Here is a 21,692-nt window from a genome sequence, read left to right as displayed (position 1 = left end):
TTATGTTAAAAACATTTATTGAAAGACCAGTACTTTCAACAGTAATCTCTATCATTATAGTTTTACTAGGAGCTATTAGTATTGGTACTTTACCTATAGAGGAATATCCAGATATTGCGCCACCAACAATTAAGGTGTCTGCAAGTTATACTGGTGCAAATGCAGAAACCGTTTTAGAGAGTGTTATTATTCCTATAGAAGAGCAAATTAATGGAGTAGAAGGAATGACATACATTACCTCTACGGCATCAAATACTGGAACGGCAGAAATTACAGTTTATTTTGATCAAGATATGGATGCAGATATTGCAGCCGTAAATGTGCAAAATCGTGTCGCACGAGCAACTCCATTACTACCACAAGAGGTAACGCAAACTGGTGTCACCACACAAAAACAAGAAACAAGTGCATTAATGTTTGTTTCGATGTATTCTGAAAGTGAGAATTATGATGCGACATTTATTCAGAATTATTTAAAAATTAACGTCATTCCTGCCATGCAACGTATAAGTGGTGTTGGTGATGTTAGTGTATTTTCACAACAAGATTATGCCATGCGTATTTGGTTAAAACCAGATAAATTAGCAGCTTATAATCTAATTCCTTCGGATATTTCAGCGGCTCTAGCAGAACAAAACTTAGAAGCGGCAGCAGGGTCTTTAGGTCAAAATAGTGGTGAATCATTTTCATATACGTTAACCTATAGTGGTCGTTTTAAAGACGAAGCACAATACAGTGATATTGTAATTAAAGCTTTAGGAAATGGTGAGTTTTTGCGCTTAAAAGATGTGGCTACTATTGAATTAGATGCACAATCTTATGCGGCTAACGCCATGAGTTTAGGTCATCCAGCGGTTTTTATGGGGATTTTTCAAACGAAAGGTTCTAATGCACAAGAAATTATTGAAGGTATCAAAACGACTTTAGATGCGGTAGAAAATGATTTACCGGAAGGCTTAGGTATTTTTGTACCTTATGATACGAGCTTATTCTTAAACGCATCTATAGAAAAAGTAATTCACACTTTATTAGAAGCCTTTCTATTAGTATTCTTAGTGGTGTTTATTTTCTTGCAAGATTTCCGTTCAACATTAATTCCGGCGATTGCTGTACCTGTTTCTATTATTGGTACGTTCTTTTTCTTGAATGTTTTTGGATATTCCATCAACTTGTTGACGCTATTTGCATTAGTGCTCGCCATTGGTATTGTGGTCGATGATGCCATTGTAGTTGTGGAAGCCGTCCATGCTAAAATGGATGAAGGTGAAAAAGATCCAAAGAAAGCAACACTAACGGCCATGAATGAAATATCTGGAGCAATTATTTCAATTACATTGGTAATGGCAGCCGTATTTATTCCAGTAACTTTTGTAACCGGTCCAACAGGTGTATTCTACGAGCAGTTTGGAGTTACGTTAATTATTGCGATTTTAATTTCCGCAGTAAACGCCTTAACTTTAAGTCCAGCTTTATGTGCACTATTACTAAAGTCACACAACGATGATGAAGAACTTAAAGGGAAAAGCCTATTAAAACGTTTTTATGCACTTTTTAATCGCGGATTTAATGCTACAATAAACAAATACGGAAATTCACTTCAATTCTTATACAAGAAAAAATTCATATCGGTAGTCTTACTAATGATAGCCGTTGTTGGTATTTATTGGGCAGCAAACAACACACCTACAGGTTTTGTTCCTAATGAAGATAGAGGTATTATTTTCGCCAATATTGAATTACCAGCTGGTGCATCTTTAGATAGAACAGATGCCGTAGCCAGAAACCTATACTCTAAAATAGAAGGTATGGAAGGTGTTATTGGTGTAAATGTTATTAAAGGTAGAAGTTTAATTAACGGTTCTGGTTCCAACTATGGTATGGGAATTATTAAGTTAGAGGATTGGGGTGATCGTGAAGATCCATCATTGTCAGCACAAGCTATTACAGGAAAATTATTTGGTATAGCTGCTGGAATTCCGGAGGCTAAAATTATTTTCTTTTCACCACCTAGTATACGTGGATTTGGTAATTCAGCAGGATTTGAAGTGAATTTATTAGATAAATTTGGAGGTGAATTCACCAATTTAGATCAAGCTAATAAAGATTTCACAATGGCTTTAATGAGTCATCCTGAAATTAAGTACGCACAGTCGTCTTTTAATACGAGCTATCCGCAATATGAAATGGAAGTCAATGTGCCTTTAGCAAAAGAAAAGGGGGTCGATATATCGAGTATTTTTTCAACATTACAAGGCTATATAGGAGGTATATATGCATCCGATTTTTCTAAATTCGGAAAACAATTTAGAGTATATATTCAGGCATTACCTGAGGACAGAGCAGATGTTAGTGCCTTAAATAGCATGTACGTAAGAACAAATACTGGCGAAATGACGCCAATTACACAGTTCGTAAACTTAGAAAGAGTTTATGGTCCACAATCTGTAACGCGTTTCAATTTATTAAATTCAACAGGTATAACTGGTGCAACTAACGAAGGATTTAGTACAGGTGATGCTATTAGAGTTATTGAAGAAGAAGTTGCCAAATTACCAAGTAATTATACGGTTGCATATTCGGGTTTAACGCGTGAAGAGGTGAGTGCAGGAAACCAAACGACGTTTATTTTTATTTTAAGTATTCTGTTTGTGTATTTCTTATTAAGTGCACAATATGAAAGTTATTTATTACCATTTGCTGTAATTCTATCATTACCATTTGGAGTCTTTGGAGCTTATATAACCACAAATCTTTTAGGATTAGAGAATAATATTTATTTCCAGATTTCCTTAATTATGCTTATTGGTTTATTAGCTAAAAATGCCATACTTATTGTGGAAATCGCACTACAGCGACGACGATCGGGCGAGGATATTGTTGATGCAGCTATTACTGGTGCAAAAGTGCGTTTACGTCCAATTTTAATGACGTCATTTGCTTTTATATTAGGATTAATGCCATTAGTACTAGCTAAAGGTGTTGGGTCTGAAGGAAACCGATCTATTGGTTCTGGAGCCGTGGGAGGCCTGTTAATCGGAACTATTTTAGGCGTCTTCGTCATTCCTATCCTATTTATATTATTTCAGTGGTTACAAGAAAAAATTTCGAGTAAACCAGCAGTACAAACTATTGAAGAATAAGAACTATGATATCAATTATAAAACATAGAAATTTTAGTAAAGGTGCTTTATTTGTAATCCTTGCATTAACATTACAAAGTTGTTTTGTTGCCAAAGATTATACAAGACCAGATATACAATCTGAAACTGAAGCGCTATATCGAACAGATAATTTACCAACGGACAGTGTGTCTATGGCAGATGTGTCTTGGAAAAATTTATTTACAGATCAATATCTACAACAGTATATTGAGGAAGGTTTACAAAATAATATGGACATACGTATTGCTATTCAGCAAATGGTAGCAGCTGAAGCCTATGCCAAACAAGGTAAGGCAGGTTATTTTCCAACATTAAGTGCAGGTCCGAATTATACACATCAGGAGTATTCAGAAAATAGCCAGTTTGGCTCTATATTTAGTGGTGGTTTAGATACTTATGATGTGACAGCAAACTTAGCTTGGGAAGCCGATATTTGGGGGAAAATAAGAAGTAATAAACGAGCAACGCAAGCCGATTATTTACAAAATGTTGCTGGACATCAAGCAGTGAAAACACAACTAATTTCTAGTATTGCGAATACCTATTACAATTTATTGGCTTTAGATGCACAGTTAGAGATTACAAAACAAACTATTGCAACTAGAGAAAGTGGTGTAGAAACTATTAAGGCTTTAAAGGATGCTGGTCAAGTAACACAGGTTGCAGTAGATCAAAATATCGCACAATATAATAATGCAAGAGCTTTACAGGTTGATATTGAAGCGGCTATTTTTAAAACGGAAAACACCTTAAGTATTCTATTAGGTAAATCAGCACAACACTTTGAAAGAAGTGGTTTAGACATTCAAAAAATTGATCAAAATATAAAACTTGGGTTACCAGCCACATTACTTAGTAATAGACCAGATGTTATGGCTGCTGAGTATGGTTTGATCGAATCTTTTGAGTTAACCAATGTTGCTAATAGTAGCTTTTATCCGTCTTTAACGTTAAGTGCTTCAGGAGGCTTACAAAGCTTAGAGTTAGATAAATTATTTAATGCTAATTCGTTATTTGCAACAGTGATTGGTGGATTAACACAACCCATTTTAAATAACAGAAAACTAAAAACTCAAAAAGAAGTTGCACTTGCCAATCAAGAAGCGTCACTTTTAAATTTTAAGAAAACCTTATTGGTTGCCGGTAATGAAGTGTCTAATGCGTTGTATTCCTATGAAGCAGAGTTGAAGAAATACGAATTTAGAAAAAACGAAGTCGAAGCGTTACGTATGGCAGAAGCCAACTCGGAAGAGTTACTTAAAAATGGTTACGCCAATTATTTAGATTTATTAACGGCAAGACAAAGTGCATTAAGTGCAGAACTGAATATCATTGATAGCCAGTTGCAACAATTAATTGCTATCGTAGATCTATACGAAGCCCTTGGTGGAGGTTGGAGATAAAATAATTTAAACATGATTACTAAAGCTACATTGTTAAAATGCTCTATAGAACAGTTTACCCAATACGGGAGTAAGCACGTTACTTTAGATGATTTAGCTAGAGAGCTCGGCATATCAAAAAAAACAATTTATTCATTTTTTAAAAATAAAGAAGATTTAGTAACCAGTAGTGTCGAAAGTATTATAAATGAATATAAAGAAGATATTGATAGGATTATTATCAGCAATGCTAATGATCCTATTTTGAGTGTTATGTTAATTTACAAAAGAGGGTTTCAGTATTTAAAGTACTTTAAACCCTCTTTTATTTTTGGAATAGAAAAATATTATCCAAAAGCCAATAAGCTTTATAATGATTTTATTGAAGCGTTAGCGCATAGTATTGTATTAGACTTATTAAAAAAAGGTAAAGCACTTGGTGCTATAGAAAAAGATATTAATCTAGAATTGGTAGTGAAACTCTATTTTTATAGAGTAGACCATTTAATATTTAAAGAGAATAATTTATTTGAATCCCATTCAGAATCTGAACTCTTTAAGCACTTAGTCACTAATAATCTTAGAGGTATAATTGCTAAAGATTATTCTAATTCATATTTTGAATAGTTTACTATTTTTGCACTATGAAAAAAGATATTAGAATTCCAGAAGTAAAAGATGTGCATGTTGCGGTGGTCCAAGAAGAGCATTTGGAATACAAAACTCAAGATTGGAATGCGTATATCATTAACAATAGTGATAACGACTTAGAAACCGTTCTTATAGTTTCTAGAGGGTATAACGATAAGAAATTAACTCCTGTAATGCGACATACCATTGCAAAACTACCAGCACGAAGTTATGCTAAGATAGAATACTTACAAAACAAGGTTTTAGAGCTCAATAACGAGTTTAAAATCACATTTTTTGAAGGTAATCAAATGTTTGATAAAACATATGTATTCAGAAAAAACACCATAAACGAAAAAGCATTGCAGACAATTCCTTTGATGCAGTTGCGTGGTGTTTTGGTGAAGTAACTCTTAGCCTTTTACTTTTGGCTAACAGCTAAAGGCAAATAGCCAAAAGCTAATCTAGCTTGTCAACTAATTTTTTAAATGTTTTTTTAGCATCTTTCCCTTCATATAAAATATCATAAACGGCATTTATTATAGGGAGTTGCGTTTTCTTTTTATTCTTTTTGTTTAATTCAAAAGCACTTTTTGTGGCATAGTAGCCTTCAGCGACCATATTCATTTCCATCTGTGCAGATTTTACGGTGTAACCTTTACCAATCATATTTCCGAACATACGGTTTCTAGAAAAGATAGAATAACCTGTTACTAATAAATCGCCTAAGTAAGCGGAGTTATTAATATTACGTTTCATCTTGTGCATCTTTTTGATAAAACGTTTCATCTCACGAATAGAGTTACTCATCAAGACACTCTGAAAATTATCGCCATAGCCTAAGCCATGAGCCATTCCGGCTGCGATAGCATAAATGTTTTTCAGCATTACAGCGTATTCAATACCAATAACATCATCACTTGTTTTGGTTTTAATGTAATCACTCGATAAATTATTGGCGATGGCTTGTGCCTTTTTTTTATCATCGCATGCAATGGTTAAATAGGATAAACGCTCTAACGCGACCTCTTCTGCGTGGCAAGGACCAGCAATAACAGCAATGTTTTCAAACGGTATATTATATTCATCATGAAATTGCTCACCAACTAACTTGCCTGTTTCTGGCATAATACCTTTTACAGCAGATACTATGGTTTTATTACTAATGTCTGTGGTCAGTTTTTCTAACTCAGTATGTATAAAAGCCGATGGAATTACAAAAATAAGCACGTCTGCCCAATCTGCTATTTCGTTAATATCATTACTTAATTTTAACTGTTCCGTATGAAATTCAACAGAACTTAAATAACTAGGATTATGTTTTTCTTTTAAGATGTGTTCTTTGGTATAAACGCTTCGCATATACCAACCCACTTCATCTAAATTTTCGCAAAGCATTTTTACGATGGCAGTTGCCCAGCTTCCTGCGCCAAATACAGCGTATTTTATAGTGTCACTCATAGTGATTGTGTCAATTTTCTATATCAAAAATAGTCAAAATAATGTAAAATTTAGTCTTTAACGGACTAAGTATTGTCTCTTAAAGTGCGGTGAGATCCTTAGGATACTTCCTGAAATTTTTTATTATAATTAGAGGGTGAGATCCCTTCTTTCTGTTTAAAAATTCTATAAAAACTGGCTTTAGACTTAAAACCGGCATCATAAGCTATAGAAATAATCGTGTATTTTTCAGCATCTCCATTTTCAAATCGTTGTTTAATGGCGTTGATGCGGTATTCATTAATTAAATCGTAAAAATTAGTATTTAAATGATGATTGAGTAATTCAGATAACTTCTTGTTAGAAATATCCATGTATTCTGAAAGCTGAGTTAGATTAAGATCTTCATTGAGATACACTTTATCTTCTGTTAAAAGTATGTTCAGTTTTTGTTTTAAATTTTCAATTTCCTGAGGCTTTAGGCTATCGAGTTGTCTGACTATTGTTTTTTCTTTTTCTGTCGTTGTATCTGTGTCTAAAATTGGGGTTTTAGATGGTGATTGAGTTTCATCTAATTGGTCTAACAGAAAGCTTGGAATAAGAATTTGCGCCTGATATAAACCTTTATAACCCAAATAAAGATAAAGGAAGAATAACATAAAGGCGATTACGGTACCAACATTCCATAAATCTACTGTAAAGAAAAATTCGTAAACGCTAAGTAGTGAATCTATAATGACGATAACTGAAAATCCAATGATAAAATGCTTGTACCACTGCAGGTTTTGTGATGAAAGGTTGGCATAATTTTCTTGAATGGAAATTTTTAAACGATTTAAAAACTTTAGCGTTTTAAAAATGTAGAAAATGATAAATATATTTTCTAAGATATTGAATGGAATCTCTAATGTAATGTAGATGTTGTGATAACTATCAAAATAATCTGAAGTCATCGCCAAGCATAGTGGCACATTACAAAAGATAAAAACAAAGGCAAAAGGAATGAGACTCTTAAGATAAGGGCGTAATATTTTCTCTTTAGAAAACACTAAGGATTTAACCAAATACAAAAAGGAGGGGCCTAAAAGATAACCAACTCCATGCCCAAAGAGTATCGCAATACCTCCAGTAATTCTAATTTTGTGGAGATAAGAGTAGTAATAGAGTAGAAAGAAAAAGGCATTTATAAAAAATATGTTCAGTATTGTTTTTGAAAAATGAACTTTAGATTTTATAAGTACAAGAATTAAGAACGCTAAGAAAGACATTCCGGCGATTAAAAAGAAATCGATAAACATTTCCCATCTATACATAGCTCGAAGATAGAAAGGTTATACGCTGATTCCAAAAATTATCGCAGGAATGTCTGTTTTTTATAATCTAATTCTTTAAAAACTTAAATGTTTCTGTTTGTTGATTTATACTTAGAAAATAGAATCCACTTTTTAAATGACTGATATTGATTTCATTATTTATTCCGAGGTCACCAGACAAGACAGATTTACCATTAACATCAAATATTACATAGTTTGAAAGGGTTGATGGTTGGCTATGGGCAATGTAGATATAATTTTCTGATGGATTAGGATAAAGCTTTATAGTGTTGCCTAATTGGTAATCATCAGTGCTTAATACATTACTATTCCCCATGCTTAAAATATAATTATCTCTAAAGCCATGCGATATAAGCTCTGTGTTTTCTGAATCAAAAGGGCTGATATCTACGGTTTGTCTAAAAGATCCAGCGACAATAACATTATCATTAGCATCGATGTTTACTAATTGTGTATCTGCTGTATTAATACCTCCAAATTGGTAGGCGTTTAAGAATTCACCAGTACTGTTCATGGTTACCAAGTAACTTTCTAGAGCATAAGAAGTTTGTTTCGTTAAGTTAAAGTCTCCAACGCTTAAGGTTTCGCTATAGTAACCAGCTAAAAATACATTTTGGTTAGAGTCAACATCTAAATCAAAACCAAAGGCAGAATCGGTACCTCCGTCAATTTCTTTAACCCATGACACATTTTGGTTGGTAAAATTAACTTTGGCTACAAAGGCTTCGTAATTAGTATCAGAATCTATAGATATTTCTTCTGGTGTACCTTCATTAGTTGATAAAATACCACCATAATACCCTGTAACGTACGTATTATTGTTGTCATCTGTAATAATAGCCGTACCTATACTCTCTGAGATAGCTTGGCCAACATTTACAACCCCTTGGTGATCTCCAGAAGCATTAAGTTTTAAAGCAAACGTTCCTTTGTAGTTTGGTAAAGTTTCTAAGGTAACGGCATCCGAACCAAAAAAACTAGGACTAAAAGTGGCCAGTCCGTTAAATTGACCTGTAACAAATACGTCACCTGTAGGTGTAACATCAATATTCATTCCGAGATCTGCGTTAGTTCCTCCCATGTTTTTCATCCATAAAAAATAACCTGCACCAGCATATTTCATAACGAAGATATCTGATTCACCATATGATGTAATAGATGAGGTTCCTGCGGCATGGAACATTGAAATATTATCTCTAAAGTATCCTGTTACATAAATGTCTCCGTTAGCATCAACGTCTACATCAGAGATGCTTTCAAAGGTATCTACTGTAGATCCAAAAGAAGATGCCCACATAAAGTCACCATCGGTATCTAATTTTATAATAAACATTTCGTATGTAGTTGCACTTAAAATATACTCTCCTATACCTGGATCGGCATCAAAATCACCACTATCAAAATAGCCAACTATAATAACATTCCCATCCGCATCAACAGCAACGCTTTTTGATATAACCGAGTGATAGGGATCTATGATCTCGTCGTTGGGTTGGGCTAAAACTTTTGCCCATAAAAAATTACCATCTGAATCTGATTTCGTTACAAAAGTATTGAAACCGCCAATAGCTGTCAATGTGATATCATCAAAACTAGAAGATTCTGCAAAATAGCCTGTGGTATAAATATTGCCGTCGGCATCAGTAGTTACCGATTTTATTACATCTTCTGAAATATCGCCAAAATGATTGACCCACTCAATCGTCTGTGCATAGATTGCAGATGTGAAAAAGACGCAAAGGAATAAAGTCGTAAAGTTTTTTTTCATGGTTTAATTTTTTAAAGTTCGTTTATACAAATGACTTGTTTTATTTTTAAAAAAGGTTCTTATTGGAAGCATTGATACTAATTTTATTTGAGACTCAATTTTTATAAATCCATTTAATTAATTGATTATTAGTTATTTAAATTTAATTTTTACTTACAATAATTATTTTGGCACACGTTTTGAAACTCTCATAAGTAATAACTCTAAAACTATGAGATTATGAAGACTATAAAACTACTATTAGGATTTGCATGTATGACAACACTATTTACATCATGTTATGTAGAAGAGGCTTATTATATAGATGAACCAACAATTTCACTACATCAGTTATTAGATTCTTACGATTTATGGTATGTTGATATTAATGCAACACAAGGCTATGGAGAAACCCCATTTTTACAAATTGCATTTACGGTGTCGTTTAATAACGGCCGTTTGTATGCCAACAATAATTTGGTGGGCTTTGGAAGTCAAGGTAATGGTTATGGTGTAGAAATAGGAACTTACGATGCATATGATATGATTTTAGATGTCGATCACATTATTGATGGTTATGATAGTTTTGATGTGTATCAAGTGGATAATAACACAATTGAATTATATAATCCTTTTAATGATACGTCTTATTTTTTAGAAGGTTACCAAAAATCTAACTTTGATTATGATTTTATTTTCTATGATAACATTCACTATTTCCTACAAGAATATGAAGCTTGGGAAAAAACATATACCAGTAATTATGGAGCATTAAACGATTTTGATAATGAGAATTATTTACAGTTTTTATCTGGAGGAAACGATGTTACATTTAGAAGTTCTCAAGATCAAAATGTTTATAACACAAATAACATCTATTGGGATTTTATAGGTGATTATGGAGTCGGAGATGTCTCTGGAAATAGGTATCTAAAAACATTAACATTAGATTATGATTTCTTCGACAATGAATACTTCGAATTGAGCGTTATTAATGATAGTACAGTAGAGCTGTTTCATGCAAATTCTGGAACATTATATGAATTTAGAGGCAATGGATACATTCAATATTATAGAAGTACCGATGCTGAAGGCAAGTCCACAACAGACGTCGATAGATTTAAAAAGCGTAAGCAAAACACAAAGAAAGTAGAAAATAATAGAACAAACACTCGAAACACTTTAGAATCCGTTTCGATGATATAATAGAATTGAAACTAAATTTGGTTGGTTATTTAGTTTCAAAACGCTCAGATAAAGACTTTTCTTTACTGAGCGTTTTTTATTTAACTACAAGTCTGTTAATCTTCTAAATTGATCCATTTATGTAACGTTGAATATAATTCATCTTTTATTATGGGTTTGGATAAAAACCCTAAACAACCTTTATTATAGCATTTTTCTTTCTCATCAGGCATAGAGTATGCTGTTTGCATTATAACTTTAGCCTTAGGATCTATTTTTAAAATCTTCTCTAGAGCTTCAATTCCGCTCATCACAGGCATCCTAATGTCAAGTAAAACAATATCTATGGTTTCATTTTGCTTGTAGAATTCTACAGCTTCTTTACCGGTAGTTGCAAATAAAACATTTGCTTTTGAATCCTTTAATACAATTTTAAAGAGTAATCTTATGAGAGAATCATCTTCGGCAATTAAAATGGTTTTATTTTCTAAAAAATCTTTTCTGCTAGGAAGTGTCGCTTGTTTTTTCTTTGTGTCAGCTTTTGCGTATTTAACAGGTATTTTAAATTCAAATAAAGTGCCTTTATTTTCTTCAGAACTCACTGCGATATCACCTCCTAATAATGTTAAGATTCCTTTACATATGGTAAGGCCAAGACCTGTACCTCCATATTTGGCATTGCTTTCATAATTAAGTTGTTTAAAACGCTCAAATATTTCTATCTGCTTACTTTTTTTAATACCCATTCCTTCGTCTTTGACAAAGAACTTAATATGATCATCAATGACGTCAAATCCGAATGAGATTTCGCCTTTTTCAGAAAATTTTAAAGCATTATTTAGAAGGTTAGAAATAACTTGTTGCAGTCTCTGCTCATCTGTAATAATACGCAAGTTTTCAACAGGTACGTGTGTTTTAAAATCAATGTCTTTTTTATGCTTAGCTATTTTTAACTGATTATAAGTAATTTCTAAGTTTTTAATAAGACTAGATATATTGCAATCGTTGAAAGATACTTTTAACTCATTAGATTCTATTTTTGCAATATCAATAATATCGTCTATTAGATTTAAGAGTTGCTTAGAATTTCCATCTATAATTTCAAGATATTTGAAGCGTTCTTCTTTAGTTAAGCTGTCATTTTTTAACAATTCAGAAAATCCTAGAACGCCATTCATTGGTGTTCTAATTTCATGACTCATATTAGCAAGAAAATAGTTTTTATGCAGGTTTGCTTCTTCTGCAACTTTCCTAGCATTTATAAGTTCTACTTCCGATAATTTTTGTTGTGTGATGTCTTGAGCAGCTCCTCTAAGTGCTTTAATTTCTCCATTTTTATTTCTTACCGCCTCTCCTTGAGCTTTAATCCAGATTTTTTCACCAGTAGTTTTATAAAGACTGAGCTCTATTTCATACGGAATACCGTCTTTCTGAGTTTTCTCTACTGCATCAGAGAGTTTTAACCAGCTTTCTGGTGTAAATATTTTTTCCTGTTCGGTATAATTTGGAGGTTCTAAATTGGGGTCTAAACCATAAATTTTATACAATTGACCTGTCCAAATTACTTTATCTGTCTTAAGATCTAAATACCAGCCACCGACATGAGTTAATTCTTGGACTCTATTTAATTCTGCTTCACTTTTACTTAGAGCTTCTTCTTTGTTTTTTAAGTCGGTAACGTCAGAAATTGTACCAGCAAATTCTCCCTTTTTAGGTGAAAAAATGTTTATTAAATAATGCTTTTTCGTAGTTGCTACATAGGTTTCGAAGGTTTGATTTTCACCTGTTAAAGCTGTTTTCCCATATTTAGCTAACCAATTGTTAGGGTCGCTTTTTAAATCTGGAATAATCTCTAAAATTCTTTTACCTATTATGTCATCTACTTTTGAATTTAAAATTAATTCAAAAGCAGGATTGACATCAATATATTCCCAATCTATAGCTTCACCTTCATCATTAGTAATAATTCTGGCGTGCATAAAACCTTCATTAAGGCTTTCAAATAATTTATGGTATTTGATATCTGTATCAACAAGTTGTAATTCAGTTTCTTTCAGCTTGTTGATGTTGTTTAAGGTAATTACGACTCCATTTATTATTTTATTAGAAGTAATAAATGGGCTGATACGTAGTAAGTAATAATTATCATCTTGATCCTTAACTTGTTTTTCAATAATTTTTAACTTTTCTAAAACAAATTTAGAATCTTCAATAATAGAATTACGGGTGTCTTCCTTAAAATTAGACGTAAAGCTAGACAGTGTTCTTCCAAGATCTATTTCATCTAAATTAAAAACTTCTTTAAGTGCAGGCGTAAATTTTCTAATACGTAAATCCGTATCTAAGAATAAGGTCGCAATTTGCGTATTGTCTAATAAGTTAGTTATGTCGTTATTTAAGTTGGTAAGCTCTTTATTTTTTTCCTGCATCTCTGTATTTACAGTATACAGTTCTTCATTTACAGATTGTAGCTCTTCATTGGTACTTTGAAGCTCTTCGTTAGAAGCCATTAACTCCTCATTAGAAGATTGCAACTCTTCGTTACTTGTTTCTAATTCTTCAATAGCATTTTGTAATTCTGTTTTAGCTATTTTGAGCGCTGTTTCTAAATCTTCTAATCGTTGATTGGAAACTTCGTCTAAATTAATATTATCTATAATTAAAGGTATGCTTTCCGTTAAAAGGACATCATTACTAAATTCAATTAGATAGCATTTATTTAAATTATCATAGTCTTTTACTTCATGAAAATTTAAGTCGAAAGAATAGGTCTGGTTAACCGTTTCATTCATAACGCTTTCTATAACCACATCTTGTTTAGTAGCTTCAACTCTTCTAATACCGCTTCTAATGATAACAGCGATATCAGGATTTACCATTTTTAATAAATTATTCTGAAAAAGACCAGAACCATGTGATAAACGTTTTCCTGCATCACCATTTATGAACAGAATATTAAAATCTTGATCGATAAAAATAGAGGCCGGACTAAATTTCTGACTTAAATATTTATGAAAAACCAATTCTGGACTTTCTTTTATATTTAGAGCAGGTACACTTCTTGGGGTCTGAGGATATTGGTAAGCGAGTGTCGTTATTCTATCTAAATTGGTACTATGTGATGGTATTTGCTTCGCAGGAGAAATATTTTGAAATATTTTCCATTTTACATCTATAGTTTTAAAAAGTTTTGCAGTTTCTCCTAACGATTCGCTATTGCCTAAAAACAAATAAGAAAATTGATTTAGAGCGAATTGAAAATTATACATTACCTTTTTTTGAATCTTAGCATCAAAATAAATAAGTAGGTTTCTACAAGAAATAAGATCCATTCTTATAAAAGGAGGATCTTTTATTAAGTTATGATTAGAGAATACAATCTTTTCTCTAATGCGTTTTATAATTTGAATTTTATCAGCATTTTTAATAAAGTACTGATCTAAGTAATGCTTGTCAATTTCATTTATAATATTTACATTATAGATACCTACACCTGCAATAGCAAGGGCTCTTGGATCAATGTCTGTTGCGAATATTTTAAAATCAATATTTAACTGATTTGTTCTTAGGTAATTGTCTATTAAAATGGCTAAAGAGTATACTTCTTCTCCTGTAGAGCACCCAGCAATCCAAACCCGAATGGTGCTTTCGTTATTTCTGTTTTTACAAATTTCAGGTATAACTTTCTCTTTTAGGCTTTTAAAAGCTTCTGTGTCTCTGAAGAAACGGGTAACGCCAATTAGAAAGTCTTCTTTTAATGATTGTTGTTCCATTACGTTACTTGATAAAAAAGTAGCATAATCAAACACGTGTTCTATGTTGTTAATATTCATACGCTTTTCAATTCTTCTTAAAAGCGTATTCTTTTTATATTCTCTAAAGTCTATCCCAGAGTGCTTATAAACAATAGTAAGTATATCGTCAATTAACGTCTCGTTAGAGGGGTGTTTATTAAAATCTTCTTGGAGTAAAGGTCTACTAACAGGATTTTTATGTAATATTTCTGCTATTTTTTGTGGACTTAAAATGTAATCTACAGTATTGGTAGAAATAGCTGAGTTAGGCATGCCATCAAACTGTGCGGTTGTAGGATCTTGTACAATTATTGTTCCTCCACCTTCTTTAATTGTTTTAATACCTCTAGAACCGTCAGATCCAGTTCCTGATAAAATAACACCGATAGAGCGTTCTTTATATTCTTCACCTAGGGTGTGAAAAAATATATCTATAGGTAAATTGAGATTGTGTTTAGGACCTTTGTCTAACAAATAAAGTTCAGAACCCTTTACATGTAGATTTTTGCTATTTTGATTTAAATAAATGCAGTTAGGATTAATGGTTTGTTTGTCCTCTGCCGTGAAAATAGGCATTTTAGTATGCTTACTAAGCAATTCGGGCATTAGACTCTTAAAGTCAGGTGAAAGATGTTGAATGATTATAAAAGCCATTCCTGTATCGTTAGGCAGATGGTCAAATAGGTTTTGAATGGCGTCTAATCCACCAGCAGACGCACCAATGCCAACGACATAAAATTTGGGTTTTTTGTTGTTCATTTTGCTATTTTTTAAAAGATTTAGGGATAAAATCTTTTTAGGGATTCATTTTAAAGAAAACAGATAGTATCTATCTCCATAATTTTGTCTAGGATTCTTATAGTTTAAAGGGTTTATGTATTTACGGTAAAAATTACAAAAAGGTTTTATTAATTTGAGTATAATATTTAGTCAGGCAAATAAAACTTTGGGGTTGTAAGTTTACTGTTATAGGAGTAATATTTTTAAATAAAAAAACAAACCCTATTTACATAACTTTTAATGCAGTAAACAATGGTTTATAAAGCTGAGTTGTCGTTTTTTTAGTTGTCTTTTTTAAATGACAAATGAAGTTTCTAAAGTTGGTTTCTAGTTGTAGCTTAACAAGATTATAAAAAACAGTTTTTCTTTTTTTAGAGGAAAAACAAAATAAGTAATTGTCTTTCAGGGAATTACGGTAAAGATTTTTTATCTTAATTTTATATTTTGCCGTTGGTAAATGCAGAATTGATTTACCATAACCTATAATAGGATAAATCATGAAATTTTATAATCGTTACAAATATACTATAAAATACAGTCATGGAGAGTCCGCTTTTATTAAGCTTAAGACGAGCATTTAAATAAGATACCGATTTTTTACTTAGAAAAATAAAACAAGAAGATGAGTTTTAAAGAATTTATAGTGACTTTAAGATAGTTTTTAAATCATTAAAATCAGTTGGTTTAGCCTTGATAGTTTTTGATGCATCCAATAAAAAATAGGTTGGTGTTGCAGAAATTCCATAGGTTTTTACAATTGGGTTATCCCATTTTTCAAGACCTTTTTGGTGTATAAAATCTGGATATTTTTTAATTTCTATGTCCCAATTACTGTCGTCGTCTTCTAATCCGAAAGCGATTACTTTTAAGTGCGGTTGGTTGGCTACTAATTTTTTTACTTCAGGCAATTCCTTTAAACAATGACTGCAAGCGCTACTCCAAAAAACGATCAAGTAGTTTTCTGAGCCTTCAATTTGATGTAAGTTTGTGTTTTTACCATCTATAGTAATGTCAAAATTGGGTGCTTTTGTTCCGATTGAGGTATTCTTAAAAGAAGTGATCATGTCTTCTAAGACGTTGTTGTTTGTGGCTTTTGCTAAATCCAATAAATAATTCTCTGTAATATAATTGGCAAGATTGTTATTGTCTAATGCTACAAAACGATGCCATAACATTTCTAATAAACTTGTCTTAATTATTAAATCCTTATTCGAAATTGCAGCAGCTACATCATCTACATGTGCTTTGTAGGTTGCTTCATTAGGGTTTGCAACCATGTTAAATACATAAGCGCTAACGCGATCTATTAAATAAGACGAACTTTGTAGCAGATAGTTGCTAAAATCGACTTGACTTAAATAATGTTGTTTAAGGTTTTGTGAATAGGTGCTAATATCTTCATATTGCGTAGGAATATAAGGTCTATTAGCTTTAATAAAATTGAAAACCAATTTATCTTTCGCTAATTCTTCGTAAGCTGTTTGTGTATCTTTTAAGGTCTTAAAGATAGCCGTAAACCCTTTTTCGTCGTTGTTGTCTTTAGAGTAATAATTACTTATCGTTTGGTTCACCATATCTATACTTTTTAGATATGAGGTCCACAATTTATTTTCTTCAGATTGAGTGAATTCAACACCTCTGCTCATACTAAATTTAAAAGCAACGGTTTCTTTGCCGTCATATATAAAATCAAAATTATGTTCTTCAGGAGGAGTCGCATATACAATTTTATAAATACCTGGTGCTATGGTAGAATCTAATTGAATTTCAAAATTACCAATGCTATCCAATTCTCCTCGGTTCACATAGTTGGCACTTTCTGGTGTGGCATGATATAGAAATGCATAGCTAAAATCTTCAGCTGGTGAAAATGTGCCTGTTACACTTTGTGCAAAAGTGATTAGTGGCAATACGACTAATACGACTATGATTTTTTTCATTTGTATATACTGTTTTATCTTTTAATGCGCTTCAAAAATTGAGCCATATTAATCCTTCTATTTCTTTTTAGACCGTATACTTTCTATAAGTACTGTGGCTAAAATTAATGCACCTCCAACAAAGGTATGTTTTGTTGGTATTTCATTCAAGAAAAAGAAGGCAATTATAATTCCAAACACAGGTTGTGTGCTTCCAATAATACTTGCCGTACTGGCTTTAAAATAGCTTAAACTATTTACAAACATAGTATGGCCAATTGCTGTCGTAATAATAGCGAGCATCAATACATAAGGATATTGTGTCGTTATATTTGAAGCATCCATAAAATATAATGTTGGTGCTAATACTACAGCTAAAATCAGCACTTGATAAAACATTAGCATTATCCCATTATACTTGGTAATATGGTCTTTTAACATTAAAATTCTTACGGCATAGCATATTGCAGAAAGTATACCACACATAATACCTTGTAGCTGACTGTTTTCTAAATTAAATTCTGGAGCTAAAACATAAATACCTAGAAGTACCATTGCCCCTAAAAGGATGTGAATAGGGTCTAGTTTTGTTTTAGAAAATAAAGGTTCTAACAGCGCTATGATTACAGGAAATGTAAATAATGAAATCATACCAATGGCAACATTAGATAATTTTAAAGCATAGAAATAAAAGATCCAATGCCCACCCATTAAAAGCGCTGCAATAAAAAATGTGAAGCGGTCTTTTTTATTGTTTATTTTTAAATTAATGCCTTTATATAAACAAAAACAGAAAAGTATGAATGCCGCTAAAATAGAACGCCACCAAATAATTACAGGCGTCGGCATGTCTATAAAATTTCCTAAAGGACCAGATGTACTGAGGCAGATGGTGGCAATTAAGAGTAATAAAAGATGGGTTAAATGACTTTTTTCGTTCATTGTATATCTTTTAAGGCCAATAAAGCTTGTTTGGTGTTTTTAATTTTCTCGAATGTAATTAGCAAACGTAATCCTTTTCTAGTTTGTTTTTCTTTCATTTTACACTTAACAGCGTTGGTTTGTACAAACTGTAAAACTTTAGTAAAGGCGTCACTTTGATAAAAACCACTTTGTTGATCTTGAACAAAATAACCAATCATTTTACCTTGTTTCATAATGAGTTTTTCAATTCCCATTTTTGTAGCTATCCATTTTAAGCGTACACTATCTAATAAGTCTGAAACTTGCGTTGGTAATTCTCCAAAACGATCTATAATTTCAGTTTCAAATGTCGTTAGTTCTTCTTCCGTTTTTATGGCGTTGAGTTTTGTATAAAGATTTAAACGCTCTGTAATATTATTGATGTAATCATCTGGAAATAACAATTCAAAATCCGTATCAATGGTCATGTCTTTAACATATTGTTTCGGCTTACCATCGTCTTTATATAAATCTGAGAATTCCGTTTCCTTTAATTCGTCTATAGCTTCATTTAAAATTTTCTGATACGTATCAAAACCTATATCATTTATAAATCCACTTTGTTCACCGCCTAATAAATCACCAGCTCCTCGGATTTCTAAATCCTTCATGGCAATGTTAAATCCACTTCCAAGTTCTGTAAATTGTTCTAAGGCTGAAATACGTTTCCTAGCATCCGTGGTCATTGCAGAATATTCTGGTGTAATAAAATAACAAAATGCCTTTTTGTTGCTACGACCAACACGACCACGCATTTGATGTAAATCACTTAATCCAAAATTATTAGCATTATTAATAAATATAGTATTCGCGTTTGGAACATCTAAACCACTTTCAACAATGGTGGTAGCGACTAACACATCAAATTCACCATCCATAAACGCGAGCATGAGGTTTTCAAGTTTTTTACCGTCGAGTTGCCCATGACCAATACCGATTTTTGCATCAGGTACTAAACGTTGAATCATTCCAGCAACTTCCTTTATATTCTCAATGCGATTATGAATAAAATAGACTTGTCCACCACGCTGAATTTCATAACTAATGGCATCTCGTATGGTTTCTTCTCCAAAACGAATGACATGACTTTCTATAGGGTACCGATTGGGTGGAGCCGTATTAATAACCGACAAATCGCGTGCTGCCATTAAACTAAACTGAAGAGTTCTCGGAATTGGAGTGGCCGTCAAGGTTAAAACATCAACATTTTCCTTTATGGTCTTTAATTTTTCTTTTACCGAAACACCAAACTTCTGTTCTTCATCAACAATCAGTAATCCTAAATCTTTAAATTTTACGTTTTTACTTGCGAGTTGATGGGTTCCGATAATAATATCAACACTTCCTTTTTCTAGGCCTTCTAACGTTTCACGTTTTTCTTTGGCTGTTCTAAAACGGTTGACATAATCTACCGTGACTGGGAAATCTTTTAAACGCTCCTTAAAGGTTCGGGAATGTTGGTAAGCCAAAATGGTTGTGGGTACCAAAACAGCAACTTGTTTACCATTATCTACGGCTTTAAAAGCAGCTCTAATGGCCACTTCGGTTTTACCAAATCCAACATCTCCACAAATCAAGCGATCCATTGGTCTCTCACTTTCCATATCCGCTTTTATTGCTGCAGTTGATGTTATTTGATCTGGAGTGTCTTCGTAGATAAAAGATGATTCCAATTCTAATTGCATATGGCTATCGGGAGCGTATTGAAATCCTTTTTTTAATTTTCGTTTAGCGTATAATTTAATAAGGTTGAAAGCAATTTCTTTAACCCTAGTTTTCGTTTTTTGTTTTAAAGTTGCCCAAGCTTTGCTTCCTAATTTATAAACCGTTGGTGGCTTACCATCCTTACCATTAAACTTGGTAATTTTATGTAGCGAGTGAATGCTGAGGTATAAAATATCCCGTTCTCCATACACCAATTTAATGGCTTCTTGTTTTTTACCTTCAACATCAATTTTTTGAAGCCCACCGAATTTTCCAATCCCATGATCAATATGAGTGACGTAATCTCCAATTTCGAGATTTGTGAGTTCTTTTAATGTGATGGCTTGCTTCTTCGCGTAGCCATTTTTTAGATGAAATTTATGATAACGATCAAAAATCTGATGGTCTGTATACACGGCGAGTTGATGTTCCGTGTCTACAAAACCTTGGTATAATGAAAGCGTTACCGTTTTATAATGCACCGTTTGCTCTGCATCATCAAATATATCGTGAAAACGTTTGGCTTGTTGCTCACTAACACAAGCAATATAGTTGGTAATGCCGTTAGCGTGATTTTCGTTTAAATCCTCAATTAATAAATTGAATTGCTTGTTGAATGTTGGTTGTGGCTTGGTATAGAAGGCGATAAGTTGCTGCGCGAAAAAAGCTTCAGATCCAAATTCAACTAGAGGATAGTCGAGAAATTGTCGTTTTAGCAAATCTGAATTACAGAATAATTCTTTAGGAGACGCATGTTTTATATCGCTTGATAAATTGTTAAAAGCCTCTTCAGCCTTCTTGTAAAAATCATCAATTCTTGAAAATGTGAGTGATGCATTTTTAGAAAAAATAACGGTTTTATTCGAAATGTATTTTAGAAAACTTTCGCGTTGTTCAGCAATCTGTTTATTAGCTACATTTGGAATAATGCTCACTTTTTTAATGCGCTCGGTAGAGAGTTGCGTTTCTACATCAAACGTTCTAATACTATCAACTTCATCTCCAAAGAATTCAATGCGATAAGGTTCATCATGCGAAAATGAAAAGACATCAACAATACCACCACGAACTGAAAAATCACCAGGTTCTGTTACAAAATCGACACGCTTAAATTTGTATTCAAACAACACTTCGTTTACAAAATCGATACTTAAATCGTTGCCAACAGAAATCTTTAGCGTATTCTTTTCGAGTTCTTTTTTAGTAACTACTTTTTCAAAAAGTGCATCTGGGTAAGTGACAATAATACACGGTTTTTTACGCGAATTAATGCGGTTTAAAACTTCGGCACGTAAAAGTACGTTGGCATTATTAGTTTCTTCAATTTGGTATGGTCTTCGGTAACTGCCTGGATAAAACAATACATCTTTATCATTAATTAGTTGTTCTAAATCATTAAGATAAAATGCGGCTTCTTCTTTATCGTCAAAAATTAATAAAAAGGGTTGGTCTGCAGTTTTAAAAACTTCGGCAACCGTAATTGAAAACGATGAGCCCACAAGGCCTTTTAAATGTGTCTTGGTTTGGGAAGCGGCAATAGCAGTTTGCAGATTTTGCAGTTGCAAAGTCTGTACGAATGTTTGGGCAATAGATACTTTACTCAAGTTTCTTTTGTTTGGAAGTTGCAAAAATACATGATTTTATTCATTTGAA

General features: G+C 32.6%; 12 protein-coding genes. 5 read left to right on the top strand and 7 right to left on the bottom strand.

The annotated features are described in order from the left end of the window. Window positions 1–2: 2 nt before the first annotated feature. Genes KO515_RS07755 through KO515_RS07740 form a run of 4 tightly spaced genes read left to right on the top strand, consistent with a single transcriptional unit; the run spans window position 3 to window position 5,583 of the window. Window positions 3–3,140, top strand: a complete 3,138-nt coding sequence (locus tag KO515_RS07755; RefSeq protein ID WP_215935811.1) for an efflux RND transporter permease subunit — start codon at window positions 3–5, stop codon at window positions 3,138–3,140. A 5-nt stretch (window positions 3,141–3,145) separates the two neighbouring features. Beyond that, window positions 3,146–4,564, top strand: coding sequence for an efflux transporter outer membrane subunit (locus KO515_RS07750; protein ID WP_215935810.1), 1,419 nt, complete (start codon window positions 3,146–3,148; stop codon window positions 4,562–4,564). Window positions 4,565–4,576: 12 nt separating this feature from the next. Continuing rightward, window positions 4,577–5,170 (top strand): TetR/AcrR family transcriptional regulator, encoded by a 594-nt coding sequence (locus tag KO515_RS07745; RefSeq protein WP_215935809.1) that lies wholly within the window; start codon window positions 4,577–4,579, stop codon window positions 5,168–5,170. Window positions 5,171–5,187: 17 nt separating this feature from the next. After that, a complete protein-coding gene (locus KO515_RS07740) occupies window positions 5,188–5,583 on the top strand; it encodes a hypothetical protein (RefSeq protein WP_215935808.1) in 396 nt (131 codons plus the stop codon). 49 nt (window positions 5,584–5,632) lie between these two features. Here KO515_RS07740 and KO515_RS07735 read toward each other — a convergent pair whose 3' ends face one another. From KO515_RS07735 to KO515_RS07725, 3 genes are all read right to left on the bottom strand, one after another. After that, window positions 5,633–6,634, bottom strand: a complete 1,002-nt coding sequence (locus KO515_RS07735) for an NAD(P)H-dependent glycerol-3-phosphate dehydrogenase (protein ID WP_215935807.1) — start codon at window positions 6,632–6,634, stop codon at window positions 5,633–5,635. A 98-nt stretch (window positions 6,635–6,732) separates the two neighbouring features. Continuing rightward, complete coding sequence (locus tag KO515_RS07730; protein ID WP_215935806.1) at window positions 6,733–7,926, bottom strand: helix-turn-helix domain-containing protein; 1,194 nt, start codon at window positions 7,924–7,926, stop codon at window positions 6,733–6,735. A gap of 67 nt (window positions 7,927–7,993) precedes the next feature. Continuing rightward, window positions 7,994–9,715, bottom strand: a complete 1,722-nt coding sequence (locus KO515_RS07725; protein WP_215935805.1) for a T9SS type A sorting domain-containing protein — start codon at window positions 9,713–9,715, stop codon at window positions 7,994–7,996. A 219-nt stretch (window positions 9,716–9,934) separates the two neighbouring features. Between KO515_RS07725 and KO515_RS07720 the strand changes: the two genes are divergently transcribed. Beyond that, window positions 9,935–10,900 carry a nicotinic acid mononucleotide adenyltransferase gene (locus KO515_RS07720; protein ID WP_215935804.1) on the top strand — a complete coding sequence of 322 codons (966 nt, stop codon included), beginning with the start codon at window positions 9,935–9,937 and terminating at the stop codon, window positions 10,898–10,900. 95 nt (window positions 10,901–10,995) lie between these two features. On the opposite strand, the gene KO515_RS07715 is transcribed toward KO515_RS07720, so the two are convergent. The 4 genes from KO515_RS07715 to mfd form a co-directional block, all read right to left on the bottom strand. Further along, window positions 10,996–15,432: a chemotaxis protein CheB gene (locus tag KO515_RS07715; protein ID WP_215935803.1), complete on the bottom strand. Its 4,437-nt coding sequence runs from the start codon at window positions 15,430–15,432 to the stop codon at window positions 10,996–10,998. Window positions 15,433–16,091: 659 nt separating this feature from the next. Next, complete coding sequence (locus KO515_RS07710) at window positions 16,092–17,393, bottom strand: TlpA family protein disulfide reductase (RefSeq protein ID WP_215935802.1); 1,302 nt, start codon at window positions 17,391–17,393, stop codon at window positions 16,092–16,094. A 57-nt stretch (window positions 17,394–17,450) separates the two neighbouring features. Further along, window positions 17,451–18,314, bottom strand: coding sequence for a DMT family transporter (locus KO515_RS07705; RefSeq protein ID WP_215935801.1), 864 nt, complete (start codon window positions 18,312–18,314; stop codon window positions 17,451–17,453). Beyond that, window positions 18,311–21,643 carry a transcription-repair coupling factor gene (mfd, locus tag KO515_RS07700; protein ID WP_215935800.1) on the bottom strand — a complete coding sequence of 1,111 codons (3,333 nt, stop codon included), beginning with the start codon at window positions 21,641–21,643 and terminating at the stop codon, window positions 18,311–18,313. Before mfd ends, KO515_RS07705 begins: the two co-directional genes overlap by 4 nt. Between the last annotated feature and the right edge of the window lie 49 nt (window positions 21,644–21,692).

This window comes from Winogradskyella psychrotolerans (assembly GCF_018860545.1).
Lineage (GTDB): Bacteria > Bacteroidota > Bacteroidia > Flavobacteriales > Flavobacteriaceae > Winogradskyella > Winogradskyella psychrotolerans_A.
The sequence above is the reverse complement of the archived record's forward strand: the minus strand, read 5'-3'. Positions and strand labels throughout refer to the sequence as shown.

Coding starts and splice junctions, on each gene's coding strand:
- KO515_RS07755 (WP_215935811.1), top strand. CDS start 3: ATGTTAAAAACATTTATTGAAAGACCAGTACTTTCAACAGTAATCTCT.
- KO515_RS07750 (WP_215935810.1), top strand. CDS start 3,146: ATGATATCAATTATAAAACATAGAAATTTTAGTAAAGGTGCTTTATTT.
- KO515_RS07745 (WP_215935809.1), top strand. CDS start 4,577: ATGATTACTAAAGCTACATTGTTAAAATGCTCTATAGAACAGTTTACC.
- KO515_RS07740 (WP_215935808.1), top strand. CDS start 5,188: ATGAAAAAAGATATTAGAATTCCAGAAGTAAAAGATGTGCATGTTGCG.
- KO515_RS07735 (WP_215935807.1), bottom strand. CDS start 6,634: ATGAGTGACACTATAAAATACGCTGTATTTGGCGCAGGAAGCTGGGCA.
- KO515_RS07730 (WP_215935806.1), bottom strand. CDS start 7,926: ATGTATAGATGGGAAATGTTTATCGATTTCTTTTTAATCGCCGGAATG.
- KO515_RS07725 (WP_215935805.1), bottom strand. CDS start 9,715: ATGAAAAAAAACTTTACGACTTTATTCCTTTGCGTCTTTTTCACATCT.
- KO515_RS07720 (WP_215935804.1), top strand. CDS start 9,935: ATGAAGACTATAAAACTACTATTAGGATTTGCATGTATGACAACACTA.
- KO515_RS07715 (WP_215935803.1), bottom strand. CDS start 15,432: ATGAACAACAAAAAACCCAAATTTTATGTCGTTGGCATTGGTGCGTCT.
- KO515_RS07710 (WP_215935802.1), bottom strand. CDS start 17,393: ATGAAAAAAATCATAGTCGTATTAGTCGTATTGCCACTAATCACTTTT.
- KO515_RS07705 (WP_215935801.1), bottom strand. CDS start 18,314: ATGAACGAAAAAAGTCATTTAACCCATCTTTTATTACTCTTAATTGCC.